Source organism: Acinetobacter sp. CAU_H_29a_1 (assembly GCF_058599505.1).
Genome location: NZ_CM178655.1, coordinates 1,176,845 through 1,193,531, shown reverse-complemented (window position 1 = coordinate 1,193,531; position 16,687 = coordinate 1,176,845). Strand labels below are relative to the sequence as shown.

At 43.6% G+C, this 16,687-nt stretch carries 15 protein-coding genes; 8 read left to right on the top strand and 7 right to left on the bottom strand.

Annotated features, from left to right (window positions below; all coding sequences use genetic code 11):
* Positions 1-25: 25 nt before the first annotated feature.
* The 6 genes from AC4MDD_RS05950 to AC4MDD_RS05925 all read right to left on the bottom strand — a co-directional run bounded on the left by AC4MDD_RS05950 (position 26) and on the right by AC4MDD_RS05925 (position 5,968).
* Positions 26-799 (bottom strand): Rossmann-like and DUF2520 domain-containing protein, encoded by a 774-nt coding sequence (locus AC4MDD_RS05950; RefSeq protein ID WP_078388940.1) that lies wholly within the window; start codon positions 797-799, stop codon positions 26-28.
* A 90-nt stretch (positions 800-889) separates the two neighbouring features.
* Positions 890-1,687, bottom strand: coding sequence for a thioesterase family protein (locus tag AC4MDD_RS05945; RefSeq protein ID WP_491882424.1), 798 nt, complete (start codon positions 1,685-1,687; stop codon positions 890-892).
* Positions 1,688-1,740: 53 nt separating this feature from the next.
* Complete coding sequence (locus AC4MDD_RS05940; RefSeq protein ID WP_078388942.1) at positions 1,741-2,415, bottom strand: class I SAM-dependent methyltransferase; 675 nt, start codon at positions 2,413-2,415, stop codon at positions 1,741-1,743.
* Positions 2,416-2,485: 70 nt separating this feature from the next.
* Positions 2,486-3,478, bottom strand: coding sequence for a biotin synthase BioB (bioB, locus tag AC4MDD_RS05935; RefSeq protein ID WP_078388943.1), 993 nt, complete (start codon positions 3,476-3,478; stop codon positions 2,486-2,488).
* Positions 3,479-3,552: 74 nt separating this feature from the next.
* A complete protein-coding gene (locus AC4MDD_RS05930; protein ID WP_279690899.1) occupies positions 3,553-5,241 on the bottom strand; it encodes an AMP-binding protein in 1,689 nt (562 codons plus the stop codon).
* A 100-nt stretch (positions 5,242-5,341) separates the two neighbouring features.
* Positions 5,342-5,968 carry a TetR/AcrR family transcriptional regulator gene (locus tag AC4MDD_RS05925; RefSeq protein ID WP_004982268.1) on the bottom strand — a complete coding sequence of 209 codons (627 nt, stop codon included), beginning with the start codon at positions 5,966-5,968 and terminating at the stop codon, positions 5,342-5,344.
* A 148-nt stretch (positions 5,969-6,116) separates the two neighbouring features.
* Here AC4MDD_RS05925 and AC4MDD_RS05920 point away from each other — a divergent pair, with 148 nt between their 5' ends.
* The 8 genes from AC4MDD_RS05920 (at position 6,117) to AC4MDD_RS05885 (ending at position 15,551) form a co-directional block, all read left to right on the top strand.
* Positions 6,117-7,289: an isovaleryl-CoA dehydrogenase gene (locus AC4MDD_RS05920; protein WP_234304752.1), complete on the top strand. Its 1,173-nt coding sequence runs from the start codon at positions 6,117-6,119 to the stop codon at positions 7,287-7,289.
* A gap of 36 nt (positions 7,290-7,325) precedes the next feature.
* Positions 7,326-8,927: a carboxyl transferase domain-containing protein gene (locus AC4MDD_RS05915; RefSeq protein ID WP_114836816.1), complete on the top strand. Its 1,602-nt coding sequence runs from the start codon at positions 7,326-7,328 to the stop codon at positions 8,925-8,927.
* Between the two features lie 10 nt (positions 8,928-8,937).
* Complete coding sequence (locus tag AC4MDD_RS05910; protein WP_491882423.1) at positions 8,938-9,732, top strand: enoyl-CoA hydratase/isomerase family protein; 795 nt, start codon at positions 8,938-8,940, stop codon at positions 9,730-9,732.
* Between the two features lie 20 nt (positions 9,733-9,752).
* Positions 9,753-11,744 (top strand): acetyl/propionyl/methylcrotonyl-CoA carboxylase subunit alpha, encoded by a 1,992-nt coding sequence (locus AC4MDD_RS05905; RefSeq protein WP_491882422.1) that lies wholly within the window; start codon positions 9,753-9,755, stop codon positions 11,742-11,744.
* A complete protein-coding gene (locus AC4MDD_RS05900; RefSeq protein WP_114836818.1) occupies positions 11,741-12,643 on the top strand; it encodes a hydroxymethylglutaryl-CoA lyase in 903 nt (300 codons plus the stop codon). Before AC4MDD_RS05905 ends, AC4MDD_RS05900 begins: the two co-directional genes overlap by 4 nt.
* A 26-nt stretch (positions 12,644-12,669) precedes the next feature.
* Positions 12,670-13,374 (top strand): CoA transferase subunit A, encoded by a 705-nt coding sequence (locus AC4MDD_RS05895; protein ID WP_114836819.1) that lies wholly within the window; start codon positions 12,670-12,672, stop codon positions 13,372-13,374.
* A gap of 3 nt (positions 13,375-13,377) precedes the next feature.
* Positions 13,378-14,007, top strand: coding sequence for a CoA transferase subunit B (locus AC4MDD_RS05890; protein ID WP_078388950.1), 630 nt, complete (start codon positions 13,378-13,380; stop codon positions 14,005-14,007).
* Between the two features lie 134 nt (positions 14,008-14,141).
* The gene (locus AC4MDD_RS05885; protein ID WP_078388951.1) at positions 14,142-15,551 is read left to right on the top strand and encodes a short-chain fatty acid transporter; all 1,410 of its coding nucleotides are present in this window, start codon (positions 14,142-14,144) and stop codon (positions 15,549-15,551) included.
* A gap of 101 nt (positions 15,552-15,652) precedes the next feature.
* Here the strand turns inward: AC4MDD_RS05885 and AC4MDD_RS05880 are convergent, their stop codons facing one another.
* Complete coding sequence (locus AC4MDD_RS05880) at positions 15,653-16,678, bottom strand: DUF1311 domain-containing protein (protein WP_114836820.1); 1,026 nt, start codon at positions 16,676-16,678, stop codon at positions 15,653-15,655.
* Positions 16,679-16,687 lie beyond the last annotated feature (9 nt).

Below are 16,687 nucleotides of genomic sequence, written 5' to 3'. Positions count from 1 at the left end.
TGTTCTTTGTTTATTATTTTAAATGCTAACTGTGACGTTGACTGATCTGCTGACTCATTAAGGCATACACTTCAGCAAGATCCGCTCGTTGAGCTTGCGCGAGCATCTGTTGATGCATCTGTAGAATATTCTGATCCTGACGCATCGCAGGGCCAGTTTGCATCTGCTTCGGGTCATTCTGTGTCGCTTTCTGTGCGGTTTCTAAGATCAAGGGGTATAACAGACTAAAATCGACCTGCTCTGCATCCACCACTTGTTTTGCCATGTCATAACAATAATTACTAAAATTACAGGCAAAAACAGCCGCTAAATGCAAACTTAGACGCTGTGCAGAGCTATAACTATACACCCGTTGGCTCAGGCTTTCTGCCAGTGTATGTAGTCTTTGAAGATCCATATTTTCAGTAGCTTCTACAAACAACGGTGTATTTGACCAATCAATTTCACGTTCTAAGCTAAAGGTCTGTAAGGGATAAAAAACTCCTGCACGTGCATGTTGCGTAGACAAAACTGAAAGCGCTGTACTCCCCGAAGTATGTACAATCAACACATTCGGCAGATATTCAGTCAAGGCCGAAATCACACTCGGAATAGACTGATCACTTACTGCAATCATCACCAAATCCACATCAGTATTTAACTGCTTAAAATGACTGACCGCCTTTGCATGTACGACTTGTGCTAAATCCGCAGCTTTGTCGAAGCTTCGGTTATGAATATTGACGATTTCATGCTGAGACATCAGGGCTTTAGCCAAATGATGAGCCACCCGCCCCGCTCCAATTAAACTGATCCGCATCTTCATTTCACTATTTTAAAGTGCCTACAGCATGCCAATAAAAAAAGGATGAAGCAATTCATCCTTTTTTATTAAATTGACACTGACCAACTAAAACTTACGCAGGGTCAAAATCTGTTCACTACGACCAAATGGCCCTTGCTCATCGTGCAAAACCGCACTAGTTAAACCGATACCATCATCACCATATTGCTGAGTCGCTTCCAAACCTAACCATTTCCCTTGGGGTAAACGGTATAAATGCAGTTGTAGGTCTAAATTGGGAAAGCCCCATCCAGATGCTGGATTTTGACGTGGCACAATACCGTTGGCTGTATCCACCATCCCCAATAAGCGCACAAAACTTGATGTTTCCTGAGCTTCCACCATGTCCAAATCATTATGTAACCAGACAATGCCTTTACCCGCACGGTGCCCTTCTGCCGCACGTGTCTCAATACTCTGGATATAACCACCCGGCCAACATTTCATCCCATCCCATACTGGCAAAGTTTCAGGATCTACAATCGATTGATCTTCTAGCCCTGCAATTGCACTGGTATCTTGCTTCATCATTTTCCAAGCACGGGCCACAATACAAGTCTTCCCGTTTGCTTTCATTTCCGCCTCGATCAGTTCAATGGTTTTTCCAGCACGAATGACACGGGTATGCACCGTAAACTCACCAAAAGCGATCAGTCCAAAAATATCTAAACTCACGCGTCCAATGCGCATCTCATCGCGTGGTTGAAACTGCTCTAACTCTGCACACAAAACCCCTGTTGCAGGTGCCATATGCTGTTCATGCGGGTTCCATGCGCCTTGTGCATGAATATTGGAAAGATAAGACGCCGTACAGCTCCCATCACTGTGCTGTTCACGATTTAAAAGTTGATAATAGGCTGCCATGTGTATTCCTTCATTCTTATCCTTAAAATGTATCTTTTCACTGCTATTGGCTCTTACTTTTTTACAAAAAAACCATAATAATTCAACAGTTGACTATAAGTTCGTACTTCATGAAATCCAACTTTAGTCAGAAGCTCTCGCATCTGGTTGGCCGAAACCAAATAAAAATCTTGTTGCAGGCGCTCAATCATTTTTTCACTCTGTACCACCGTCAAACCATTGCTCTGACATAAGGTTTGTAAAACCTTGAGTTCAGTGTCATCACTGGAACGCATCAGGTCATAGCTCAGTAAAATAGCTTGTGTTTTAAGACAGCGTAAAATATCGGCAAAGAAGAATGGCTTTGCTTCAAGTGGAATAAAATGCGCCACCAATATGGCTAAAGCGGCATCAAACTGTGCACTTTCCTGTAAGGTCGTCGTATCACCATGCACAAAGCGAACCCGCGTTAAATCACTATGGGTCTCGCTCAATAACTGCTGCGCTTTTTCAATCATGGTCAAAGATGGGTCAACAGCGGTAAAACTCCACGCCGGATGCTGCGCCAACAAATATGAAAGCTCATAACCTGTTCCACATCCCACAATCAATACATGCGCATGTTCTGGTAAATGTGTTTTTAAAATGGCTTGAATTTGCAGATGAACCAACTCATATCCTGGAATGAGCTTACGAATATGTTGATCATAACCATCCACTAAAGTTTGACTCTGAAAGTCTTTCGCCATTTTATTGTTCACTCATCTACTTTTATTCGTCGCCCTAAATCTACACTTTCATGACCACATGTTCTAGCACTTAAGCCACAGCCATAGCATCGACCGTTAACTCAGCAAGTTGCGGTTTGGTTTTTTCTGCATGTAGCCCCAATTTTTGAAAGAGTTGTTGGTCTTTGCCTTGTGCTGTATTTGGCGTAGTCAGCAATTTTTCACCCGAAAACAGTGAGTTTGCACCTGCCATAAAAGCCAAAGCTTGGTCGGCATCGGACAACGATTCACGTCCTGCGGACAGACGAATATAACTTTTCGGCATAATAATGCGCGCTACCGCAATAGTTCGAATCCACTCTGTCACATCTAACTTTTCAACTTCTGCCAAAGGCGTACCTTCCATAGGAACCAGCATGTTGATCGGCACAGACTCAGGATGTATCGGTAAAGTTGCCAATTCAAACAATAAACCAATTCGATCTTTGGTCTCTTCACCTAGGCCAACAATCCCGCCACTACATACTTTTAAGCCTGCCTCTCGAACATGACTTAAGGTATCCAAACGGTCATCAAAACTACGGGTACTAATCACATTAGGATAGTACTCACGCGACGTGTCTAAGTTATGGTTGTAATAATCGAGTCCTGCACCTTTTAAACGTTCGGCTTGAAAGGCATTCAGCATGCCTAACGTCATACAGGTTTCTAAACCCAAAGCTTTAACTTCACGCACCATATCCAAGACATAAGGCATATCGCGCTCATGTGGATTTCGCCATGCCGCGCCCATACAAAACCGTGTAGAACCCGAGGCTTTCGCCTGCTGTGCTTCGCTAATGACCTTTTCAACCGCAATTCTTTTTTCAGCTTCAAGCTTTGAGTCATAGCGCGCAGACTGTGAACAGTATTTGCAGTCTTCAGGGCATTTTCCTGTTTTGATCGACAGCAAAGTACTGACTTGAATGGCATTCGCTTCAAAGTACTGACGATGAATTTGCTGTGCTTGAAAGACCAAATCTAAAAAAGGCTGTTGGTAGAGTGCTTGTATTTCAGCGCGAGTCCAATCATTTCTCAGGTGCATATGCTATTCCTTTTGCTTTTCACTTCGGACTTTCCTTTGGCTTTAACCCAGCAAAGGAAAGTCCGTCTTCAACCTTATGCGATTTCTTTCAAATCCAGTTCATTACGCATAAATTCCTGCAATTTAAACTTCTGCGGTTTGCCCGAAGCCGTCATTGGGAACTCATTAAAAAACCGGACATAACGTGGAACTTTATTGTGTGAAATATGTTCCGCACAGTACTGACGGATCGACTCTTCAGTAATTTCATGATGCTCATGTAAAATAATACAAGCACACAACTCTTCACCATAACGTGCATCGGGCAGACCAATGACTTGGACATCGCTGACATCAGGATGGGTATATAAAAAGTCTTCGATTTCTTTCGGGAATAAGTTTTCTCCGCCACGAATGACCACATCCTTAATTCGGCCTTTAATTTTCACAAAGCCTGCTTCGTCCATTTCTGCGATGTCACCCGTATGCATCCAGCGTGCTGAATCAATCACTTCTTGTGACTTCTCATGGTCTTCCCAATAACCCAACATTACCGAATAGCCACGAACACATAGTTCACCCAACTGACCGCGCGGCACGACTTTGCCTTGCTCATCTACAATTTTAATTTCAAGATGTGGATGGACACGCCCTACGGTTCCGACCCGTTGTTCAACTGAATCTGAAGTTGAACTTTGTGCACTAACCGGTGCCGTTTCAGTCATACCATAACAAATGGTAATTTCGGACATGTGCATCCGATCAATAACACGTTGCATAATTTCACGTGGGCACGGACTACCCGCCATAATGCCTGTACGTAAACTAGAAAGATCAAAATCATCAAACTGTTCATGCTCTAAAATGGCAATGAACATGGTCGGTACACCGTATGCGGCCGTACATTTTTCTTGCTGAATGGCTTTTAACGTTTCTAAAGGATTGAACACCGCCGATGGATAGACCATGGTTGAACCATGCGTAATACAGGCCAAATTACCCATCACCATACCGAAACAGTGAAAGAGCGGTACAGAAATACAGACTCGATCGGCAGGGCTTAAGTGAATGGCTTCACCAACAAAATAACCATTATTGAGAATATTATTATGTGTCAGCATTGTGCCTTTCGGGTTACCCGTGGTGCCCGAAGTAAACTGGATATTGATGGTTTCATCAAACTGCGATTCGCTTGCAACGAGCTCTAATTGATTGAGCTGTCTCTTGCTGGGGGGAGTAAGCAAATCACTAAAACGATGCAGCCCTGTATGTTCTTTTTCATCAATTTTAATAATATATTTTAAATGTGGCAGTCGTTCTGCCTTTAACACTTTATTTTCAGCACCTTTAATTTCAGGGGCAATTTTCATTAGAATATCTTGATAATTCGTGCTTTTAAATTGCGATGCAATGACCAAGCCCTTACAAGAGACTTTATTCATCACATATTCGAGCTCATTACTTTTATAGGCAGGGTTCAAGTTGACTAAAATGATGCCCGCTTTAAACGCAGCAAACTGGGTGATCGTCCATTCCACACAGTTCGGTGACCAAATCGCAAGTCGATCGCCTTTCTTCAAGCCCAGTTTTAGTAAACTACAGGCAAACGCATTGACCTGAGCTTGTAATTCCTTATACGTGAGTCTGACATTTTGATGCAGGCTGACAACAGCATCTTGTTCCGCATACTGCTGACAAGCCTGATCAAATTTCTCACCAATCGTCATACCTAATAAGGGTTGACTGCTCGTTCCATAGGCATAACTTAACCGTTCTTGTGTCATCGAATCGATCTCCTTGATTCATTGTAATCTTGTTATTCAACTTTAATTGTTCTATGACTACTTCCCTTCAAACACCAGGTCTTTGTGTTCACACCTGCTACTATTTTTCCTCCTGAACCTGAACTGCATTGACACAAAATTCAGCAATTTGTTTCACAAAGTAGTCTTTATAGTTTTGATCAAACATCACATTTCGAGACGGATTTAAGGGCTCAATCACCACAAAAGTCATGGCACCGACCACACAAAGTGCTGCGGTATTTAAATCTTCAAATCCAAACTCACCGTTAATTTTCCCTGCGGCCAGTATTTCTTTGATGCTCTGTTTAATCAGCTGTTTACTGCGAAAACGTTCATGTTCTAACTCAGCATCGACTGGCTCAAACATGAGTGAATACGCAAGTTGGGGGCTATTCATAGCACGTTTCACAAACGTGGTTACCGCCTTGTCCAATTTCTGTTTTGACGAGAGCTCACTTTCAGCAATGTGATTTAAAATTTTCACCTCATGCTGAATGGCCTCAGACAAAACCTCAATTAACACTTGGCTTTTGTTATCGAAGTATCGATACACCAAACCACTCGAAACACCCGCGCGTTCAGCAATTGCTTGAATTTGCGCGTCTTTAATTCCCCCTTGAGCAATAAGTTCACGAGCGGATTGCAAAATCGCTTCACGATTTTGTTCCATTCGTTCTTGCATCAACGATGATCTTTTATAACTCATAATTCTATTCTCAACCAGATAAAATGAATTGTAAATCAATTTGTGAATTTTAGTTCACTTTTTTAAAAATTCGATGTATTGTAAAAATCAAGCACAACAAAAATGCTTTATCAGGAACAATAAATACACTCATAGGACGAATGAAGAAATGACCCTACAAAGCTTAAATTTCGGTTTAGATGAGACACTCATTGCACTGCGTGATTCCGTTGCGGCTTTTTGTGCCAAGGAAATTACTCCTATTGCTCAACAAGTCGATCAGAACAACGAATTTCCAGCTCAGTTGTGGAAAAAATTTGGCGATATGGGCTTACTCGGTCTGACCGTCAGTGAAGAATATGGCGGTACAGGCCTAGGTTATTTAGCGCATATCATTGCCATGCAAGAAATCTCACGTGCTTCAGCTTCGATTGGTCTTTCTTATGGTGCACATTCTAACCTATGTGTGAATCAAATTAACCGAAATGGCAGCGAGGAACAAAAGCAGCGCTATTTACCTAAGCTAATTTCAGGTGAATACGTCGGTGCACTCGCAATGTCTGAACCAAACGCAGGCTCAGACGTGGTGAGCATGAAACTCAAAGCTGAAGATTGTGGCGATCACTTCCTGTTAAATGGTTCAAAAATGTGGATCACCAATGGTGGTGATGCTGATGTACTTGTGGTCTATGCCAAAACTGATCTGCATGCAGGCGCTAAAGGCATGACGGCTTTCCTTGTAGAAAAAGACATGGAAGGTTTTAGCCACGGCACACATTTAGACAAGTTGGGCATGCGTGGTTCGAACACTTACCCACTGTTCTTTGACAATGTGAAAGTGCCAAAAGAAAACGTGATGGGCGGTGTAGGAAACGGCACGAAAGTGCTCATGAGTGGTTTGGACTATGAGCGTGCGGTTTTAAGCGCAGGTCCTTTAGGCATTATGGATGCCTGCATGGACACCGTGATTCCCTATATCCATGACCGTAAACAATTCGGCCAAGCGCTCGGTGAGTTCCAGTTGATGCAAGGTAAAATTGCCGATATGTATTCGACTTGGTTGGCATGTAAAGCGTTGGTTTATGCCGTGGGTGCTGAGTGCGACAAGGCTGACCATAGCCGTAGCCTACGTAAAGATGCAGCCAGTGCAATTTTATATGCTGCGGAAAAAGCCACGTGGATGGCGGGTGAAACCATTCAGACCTTAGGTGGAAATGGCTATATCAATGAATTCTCTGCAGGCCGTCTATGGCGCGATGCAAAACTCTATGAAATTGGCGCGGGAACTTCTGAAATTCGCCGTATGTTGATTGGCCGTGAACTGTTTAATGAAACAGCTTAATCCTCCACAACAATAAAAATGACAAGGATGTTCGTGATGAATCAATTACATAGCAAGATCAATATTCGAAGTGAAGACTTCAAAACCAACCAAACCGCGATGAAAAGCTTGGTCGATGACTTAAAGCAAAAAGCAGAACAAATTGCTTTAGGCGGCGGTGAAGCGGCGCGACAAAAACATTTGGCACGCGGAAAACTATTAGCACGTGATCGTATTGATCAGTTAATTGATGCAGGCACGGCATTCCTTGAAATTGGTCAGTTGGCAGCACAAAACGTCTATGCAGACGATGTGCCTGCGGCTGGTGTCGTTGCTGGTGTAGGTCAGGTCAATGGTGTGACCTGCATGATCGTCGCCAACGATGCGACAGTAAAAGGCGGCACGTACTACCCACTGACTGTGAAAAAACACTTACGTGCTCAAGAAATTGCGGAGCAAAACCATCTGCCATGTATTTATTTGGTTGACTCAGGCGGTGCATATTTGCCGATGCAGGATGAAGTTTTCCCTGACCGCGATCACTTTGGCCGTATTTTTTATAACCAAGCACGCATGTCGAGCATGGGAATTGCCCAAATTGCGGTGGTAATGGGCAGTTGTACAGCTGGGGGTGCATACGTACCTGCCATGTCTGATGAAACCATTATTGTGCGTAATCAAGGGACGATTTTCTTAGGTGGCCCACCGCTGGTGAAAGCTGCAACAGGTGAAGTGGTCAGCAGTGAAGACTTAGGTGGTGGTGATGTGCATACTCGCCTGTCCGGTGTGGCCGATCATTTGGCTGAAAACGACGAACATGCTATTGCTATTACTCGTAACATCGTAGCCAACCTGAATAAAACACCACATACACGTGCAACAGAGATTGAAGAACCATTATTTGATGCATCAGAACTGTATGGTGTTGTTCCAAGTGATGCACGCAAACCATTCGATATTCGTGAAGTGATTGCGCGCATTGTCGATGGTTCACGTTTTGATGAATTCAAAGCTCGCTTTGGCACCACCTTAGTCACTGGTTTTGCCAAAATCTATGGTATGCCCGTTGGTATTATTGCCAACAACGGTATTTTATTTTCAGAGTCTGCACAAAAAGGGGCTCACTTTATTGAGTTATGTACGCAGCGCAATATTCCCCTCCTGTTCCTCCAGAACATCACTGGCTTTATGGTCGGTCGCCAATACGAAAATGAAGGCATTGCCAAAAATGGCGCCAAACTGGTCATGGCTGTCGCAACCGCAAATGTCCCGAAACTTACCCTTGTGATTGGTGGTTCATTTGGTGCAGGCAACTACGGTATGTGTGGTCGTGCCTATTCTCCACGCTTCATGTGGACATGGCCGAACTCGCGTATTTCGGTAATGGGTGGTGAACAAGCGGCAAGTGTATTGTCGACCTTAAAGCGTGATCAAATCGAAAAACGTGGCGAGTCTTGGTCTGCGGCAGAAGAAGATGATTTTAAACAACCTTTCCGCGATCAGTTTGAACGTCAAGGCCATCCATATTATGCATCGGCGCGTTTGTGGGATGACGGTGTGATTGATCCTGCACAAAGCCGTCAGGTGCTCGGTTTAAGTTTAGCTGCAGCCTTAAATGCACCCATTCAACCGACCAAATTCGGCGTGTTCCGCATGTAGGAGATGAGCGATGAGCTTTCAATATTTACAACTCGAACAACGCGACCAAGTGGCAACGGTATGGATTAATCGTGCAGAAATGCATAATGCCTTCAATACTCAAGTGATTGAAGAACTGCACCGCTGCTTTAGCGAACTCAATACACGTGATGATGTCCGTGTCGTGATTTTAGCAGGACGTGGCAAAAGCTTCTCGGCGGGTGCTGACCTGAACTGGATGAAAGAAGCAGGACAAGCCTCACAGGCTGAAAATGAAGCCGATGCATTAAAACTAGCGAAAATGCTACAAAGTTTAGCGACTTTAAAACAACCGACCATCGCCCGCGTGCAAGGCATTGCTTTTGGTGGTGGCATGGGACTAGCTTCTGCCTGTGATATTTGTGTCGCAAGCAGCGATGCTAAGTTTGCGACATCTGAAGTGCGCTTAGGTTTAGCCCCTTCAACCATTAGTCCTTATGTGATTCGTGCGATTGGCGCACGTCAAGCTTCACGCTACTTTTTAACCGCAGAACGTATTTCTGCGGAACAAGCCCTGCACATTGGTCTAGCGCATGTGGTGGCCGATGCTGAACAGTTAGATGAAAAAGTCACAGAAATAGTCGATGTCTTACTTTTGGGTGGGCCAGAAGCACAAACGGCTTCAAAACAACTTATCGAAATGGTCGATCAGCAAGTGTTAACCGAAGCATTATTGTTGCAAACCGCACAACATATTGCCCATGTACGCCAAGGATCAGAGGCGAAAAATGGCTTAAATGCTTTTTTAAATAAACACAGTCCAGTCTGGATCAAGACGACGGCATAACAACAAGAAAGGATATCGATATGTTTAATAAAATCTTAATTGCAAACCGTGGTGAAATTGCTTGTCGTGTGATCCGAACTGCAAAAAAAATGGGCATTGCCACCGTTGCAGTCTATTCAGATGCTGACGCTCAAGCACAGCACGTGCAACAAGCCGAAGAAGCCATTTATATCGGCGAATCCCCTGCTGCACAAAGCTATCTACAAATTGAACGTATTATCCAAGCTGCCTTAGACACGGGTGCAGAAGCAATTCATCCAGGTTATGGCTTTTTATCTGAAAATGACCAATTTGCCAATGCCTGCCAAAAAAACAACATTGTCTTTATTGGACCACCTGTAGATGCCATTTTAGCCATGGGCCTAAAAGCCACCTCTAAATCTTTAATGGAAAAAGCAGGCGTACCGCTGACACCGGGCTACCATGGCACTAACCAAGATCCTGACTTTTTAAAACAACAAGCCGATGCCATTGGCTACCCTGTGCTGATTAAAGCCAGTGCTGGCGGTGGTGGTAAAGGCATGCGCTTGGTTTATCGCGGCGAAGACTTTTTAAGCCATTTGGCTTCATGTAAAAGTGAGGCACGTTCAAGCTTTGGCAATGACGATGTACTGGTTGAACGCTATGTGGTACAACCGCGCCATATTGAAGTGCAGGTTTTTGGTGATACGCATGGTAACTATGTGCACCTATTTGAACGCGATTGTTCGGTACAACGTCGCCATCAAAAAGTATTAGAAGAAGCACCTGCGCCCCAAATGGCAGAGCCAAAACTCGAAGCCATGCGCCAAGCCGCTATTGATGCAGCACGTGCAGTGGATTATGTCGGTGCAGGTACAGTTGAATTTATTGTGGAACAAGACGGCACGGCGTATTTCATGGAAATGAATACCCGCCTGCAAGTTGAGCACCCTGTAACAGAGATGATTACAGGGCAAGATTTGGTGGAATGGCAACTTCGTGTAGCTTTTGGTGAACCACTGCCTAAACAACAACACGAACTCAGTATTCATGGTCATGCATTAGAAGCACGTGTCTATGCTGAAGAACCTGAAAAAGGTTTCTTACCTGCGATTGGCAAAATCCACTACCTGCACTACCCTCAGCAAAATGAGCATGTCCGCGTAGACAGTGGCATTGTTGAAGGGGATGAAATCACAACCTTTTACGACCCAATGATTGCCAAGTTAATTGTCTGGGCAAAGAATCGTGAAGCAGCACTCACTCAAATGCACCATGCACTCAGTCAGTTTCATGTCGATGGCTTGGGCAATAACATTGCATTCTTAGACCGTTTGGTCCGTTCAGAATCGTTTAAAACCGCCAACCTCGACACCAACTTAATTCAACGTGAAGAAGCGTTTTTACTGCAACACAATGAAACAGCCTCTTCAGAACTCATCATCACGGCGGCATTGATTGAACTTTTGTCCCGCTTTGCCAGCAATAAAACAGCTGCAAATCCTGTATGGCAAGCCGAGTCTCTATGGCGTTTAAATATTAATACCAGCTATGCCATTAAACTGGCACTGAACGATGAAGAACATAAAGTTTATTTCAGCCCAACGGCAAAAGGCTTTACAGCTAAGTACAATGGAAAGAGCGTTTTCATTCAAGGTGAATTGTTAGAGACACATTTAGCTAAAATTGAATATGCAACAAGTAAAAAAACGTATGCTTATAGTTCAAATGCACACGGCCTAACCCTGTATGCAGACGGTCATAGCTATAAATTTGCACATATTCAGCCTAACTTTAATACGGAAGATGATGCTTCTGATGCCAATAACTTAAAAGCACCTATGCCGGGTGTTATTACGCAAGTCTTGGTACAAAACAACAGTGCAGTGAAAAAAGATGATGTCCTCCTCACGCTTGAAGCGATGAAAATTGAATATTCAATTCGTGCTCCACATGATGGCATTGTCTCTGCAGCTTACTTCCAAGTCGGTGATCAGGTCAAAGCGGGTGATGAATTGGTTGAGTTTTCAAGCTTGGAAGGTGCCGCATGAATGAATTTGTCAAAATTGTCGAAGTTGGGCCGCGAGATGGTTTGCAAAATGAAAAGACACCGCTCACTTTGGATGACCGTCGTAAACTGATTTTAGATTTAATGCAGACAGGACTCAGTGCCATTGAAGTGGGTTCTTGCGTCTCTGCAAAGTGGGTTCCACAAATGGCACAAAGTGACGAACTCTTTGCCAGCTTACCCAAAGATCCGAATATCAGTTTTAGTTTACTGACCCCGAACTTGAAAGGGTTTGAGTCTGCTTTGGCCGTCGGCTGTCAGGAGGTTGCCGTTTTTACCGCAGCCTCCGAAAGCTTTACCCAAAAAAACATCAATTGCTCCATTGATGAAAGCTTTGAAAAATTTGCAGACATCATGACTGCGGCGAAAGCCCATAACATCAAAGTGCGTGGTTATGTGTCTTGTATTGTCGACTGCCCCTATGAAGGCGCAATTGCACCGAGCAAAGTTGCACAAGTCAGCCAACGTTTGCTGGACATGGGCTGCTATGAAGTGTCCTTAGGTGAAACGATTGGTACGGCAACACCAGACCGCGTGAAAAAAGTCTGGCAGGCATGTTTAGCTGAAATGGATGCCGCGAGTCTGGCAGGACATTTTCATAATACCTATGGCATGGCCATTGCCAATATTTACCAGTCTTTAGAACAAGGCATTCGTGTATTTGATTCGTCCATTGCAGGTTTAGGCGGCTGCCCCTATGCCAAAGGCGCATCGGGCAATGTCTCCACAGAAGACCTTTACTACCTACTCTCCAACATGGGTTATGACACAGGGATTGATCTTGATGCACTGATGATTGCCAGCCAAAACATCAGCCAAGTACTACAACGCACCAACCCATCTAACTATGCCAATGCATACTGGCAAAAGCGCTGTGCCTAAGCCATTTAATTGATAACGAGAACACTATGGTCAATAAAGTTTATTCAAGTGCAAAGGATGCACTGCAAGATGTGGTTCAAGATGGTCAAACCTTAGCGGTTGGTGGCTTTGGTTTATGCGGCATTCCAGAAAGTCTGATTGCAGCCTTAAAACAAACGGGCGTGAAAAACCTCACCTGTATTTCAAACAATGCAGGCGTCGATGGTTTCGGCTTAGGCCTCTTATTAGAAAGCAAACAAATCAAAAAAATGATTGCCTCTTATGTAGGTGAAAACAAAGAATTTGAACGTCAGTTCTTAAGTGGTGAGCTTGAAGTGGAGCTTACCCCTCAAGGCACGCTGGCAGAAAAACTCCGTGCTGGAGGTGCAGGTATCCCTGCCTTCTTTACCGCAACAGGCGTAGGTACGCTCATTGCCGAAGGCAAAGAAGAGCGTGAGTTTAATGGAAAACCATATATTCTAGAAAACTCGCTCACCGCTGACATTGCACTCGTTAAGGCATACAAGGCCGATACTGCAGGTAACTTAATTTTCCGTAAAACCGCACAAAACTTTAACCCTGTATGTGCGATGGCTGGAAAAGTCTGCATTGTCGAAGTTGAGGAAATTGTTGAAATTGGCGCTTTAGACCCAGACCAGATTCACCTGCCGGGTATTTATGTCAATCGGATTGTGCTAAATGCAACCCCTGAAAAACGTATCGAACAACTCACATTAAAAGAGGAGGCTTAACCCATGGCTTGGTCTCGTAATGAAATGGCACAACGTGCAGCGCTTGAGCTGGAAGATGGTTTTTATGTCAATTTAGGCATTGGCTTACCCACACTGGTGGCCAACTATATTCCTGAAAACGTCAACGTCTGGTTGCAGTCTGAAAATGGATTGTTAGGTATTGGCGAGTTTCCAACAGCCGAAACAGTCGATGCCGATTTAATCAATGCTGGAAAACAAACTGTTACTGCACGTCAGGGCGCCGCATTTTTCTCTAGTGCAGATTCTTTTGCCATGATCCGTGGAGGTCATGTCAATATCGCCATTTTAGGGGCCATGGAGGTCTCACAAAATGGTGACTTGGCGAACTGGATGATTCCGGGTAAAAAAGTCAAAGGCATGGGTGGTGCGATGGATTTGGTTGCTGGAGTACAAAAAGTGGTGGTGCTCATGGAACACTCTGCAAAAAATGGTACGCCGAAAATTGTCGAGCAATGCAGCCTGCCCCTGACAGGCAAAAATGTCGTACATCGCGTGATTACTGACCTCGGTGTCATGGACATTACGCATGAAGGTGTCAAATTAGTTGAACTGGCGAAAGATGTCAGTTTTGAAGACATTCAAAAAGTGACAGGTGTTGCTCTGATCCGCTAATTCAACACCATTTATACCAATAGAAAAATAATCCAATGCCTTTAAAGCAACGATCCTGTTTTAAAGGCATTTCTATCAGCACGGATAGGCTGAATCAAAAATTCATACCTCATAAATAAAAATGGAATCAATGCATGGAAAACTCTCAAAATATTTTGCAACGTTTTGCACTACGTGTCAGTGATTGGTCGGAGAAATGGTTTCCAGACTCTTATATTTTTGCCCTATTGGGTGTCGTGATCGTCGCGATTGCTTCAATCAGCATTGGCGCACCTGCCAAAGATGTCGCGGTTTCCTTTGGTGATGGTTTTTGGAGTCTGATTCCTTTTACCTTACAAATGTGTATGCTGATTGTGGTTGGTTATGTGGTTTCTGTTTCAAAGCCTGTAGAACTGCTGATTCAAAAAATGGCTCGAATTCCCCATAGTGGTCGCGGTGCAATTGTACTTGTTGCGACAGTCAGTTTATTAATTTCGCTGATAAACTGGGCCATGAGTACAGTACTGACTGCCCTGCTGGTGATTGCTTTAGCTAAACGCAAAGAACTGAATATGGACTATCGTGCTGCCGCTGCCGCCGCAATTATTGGTATGGGCGCGACGTGGGCCTTAGGTATTAGTTCTTCTGCGGCACAACTGCAAGCCAACAAAGCCAGCCTGCCTGAATCGATTTACAATCTAACGGGTGTAATTCCCTTCACCGAAACCATTTTCTTGCCTCAGTCGATGATCATGACGGCTGTATTGATTATTGCCTCGATTGCTATTGCATTTTGGTCTGCACCCAAAGGGCAAGACATTAAAACCATTGATCAATTCCCTATCCAGTTTGAGGAAGAAGCTAAACCAACACCCACCACAAAACGCCCAGGAGACTGGTTAGAGAACTCGCCTTTATTGAGTATCTTGATTGTGCTCTTGGGTCTGGTTTGGATGTTCAATGAGTTCAGCAAAAGCAATCCGATCTTGGCTATTTCAAGCCTAAACACCTACAACTTTATTTTTCTCATGCTGGGTATTGCACTGCATGGTACGCCACGAAATTTCCTCAATGCTGTCACCAAAGCCGTGCCAGCGGTTTCAGGTGTCCTAATTCAGTTTCCACTGTATGGCAGTATCGCCTTTATGATGACGCAAGCGTTAAACAGCCATGATTTATCGCTATCACATTATATTGCTGAGTTTTTTGTTTCGATTGCCTCCAAAGAGACCTTTGCCATTGTGATGGGCTTATATTCTGCCATTTTAGGCTTTTTCATTCCTTCTGGCGGTGGTAAATGGATTATTGAAGCACCCTATGTCATGCAAGCTGCACATGATTTAAAAGTGCATTTGGGCTGGTCGGTGCAAATCTATAATGCTGCTGAAGCCTTGCCGAATTTAATCAACCCATTTTTTATGCTGCCAATGCTTGGCATTCTCAAATTAAAAGCCAAAGATGTGATCGGCTTTACCGTCACTCAATTGGTTTTCCACCTGCCTTTGGTGCTGTTCCTACTTTGGATTTTAGGCCGTAGCCTAACCTATATGCCTCCTACCTTCTAAACCAAGGAAGAAAATACAATCTAAATAAAAAAGGACGAATCATATTCGTCCTTTTCTCATTCTATAAATATTCAATAAAGCGTATTTTCAATATAGCCCAATTAATTAAACACATTATTTAAATACACAATGCGCTCATTGGTTTTTTGGTTAAAGCACTTGGTATATTGCAATTGTTGATCTTGGGCACGTAAAGCATCATCCCAATATTGCGACTGCTTTTGATAGGTTTCTTTTTCACTATCCGTCATTTGGTAGACACTTTTTTGGGAAATCACTTTACAGTCTACATCACGTTTTTCAAACCACTCAGTTTGGTCTTGTTGTAGCTGCTGTTTTTGCTCCTCAGTGAAATTGTCCCAAGTTTGGTTCAGTCGTTCCACTACCTTGACTTGGTCAGTATCCAGTTCCTTCTTACGAATATTCATGGCTTTCTGTGCCAGTTCCATCTGCGCAACTTCTTGCTCATTATATTGTTTTATATTCTTTTGTATTTCTGCATTTTCTTTTTCATATGCCGCAAACTGAACCGCATGCTGAGTCACCAACACTACACCATCAATCACGCCATTTTGGTTCGGTACATTGAGGCTAATGCCTTCTTTATCCGTTTTAATGATGTTATAGCTAAATGCACCTTGTAGCTGATCATTGTCTAAGTTGAGTGAATATTCACCCTCTTCTAAAACATCACGCAAAGTACTTTGATAACCGTCCTCACACTCTTCGCATGGACGCGCTAAAAACGCATTTTCAGCACGTTTCTGTAACCCTTTCGGGAAAATCACCACCAACTGACTTTCACAATCCAATTGCTTCGCAGTTTCAGGCTTTTCTGTGGTCGTTGAAATCCCTTTAATTTCAAAACGAATACCGTTATTAATCTGTGTTAATAATTTTTCATCGGCCTCATATTCACGGCTATCACGCAAACGGCGGTCTAGGGCTTTTAAGTATTCAGCTTTTAAATGCGCTTGAATTTGTTCGACATTGGCAGGAGCCGTACAACTCCAATCTGACATCTCTTGCGGTTCAGCAACCGTTTCTGTTTTATTCTCTGTTCGGTTACAAGCACTTAAAAATAAACTGCTCAAGATTAGACTGGCAAAAATTGTGTTCTTCATCATTGTTATAAA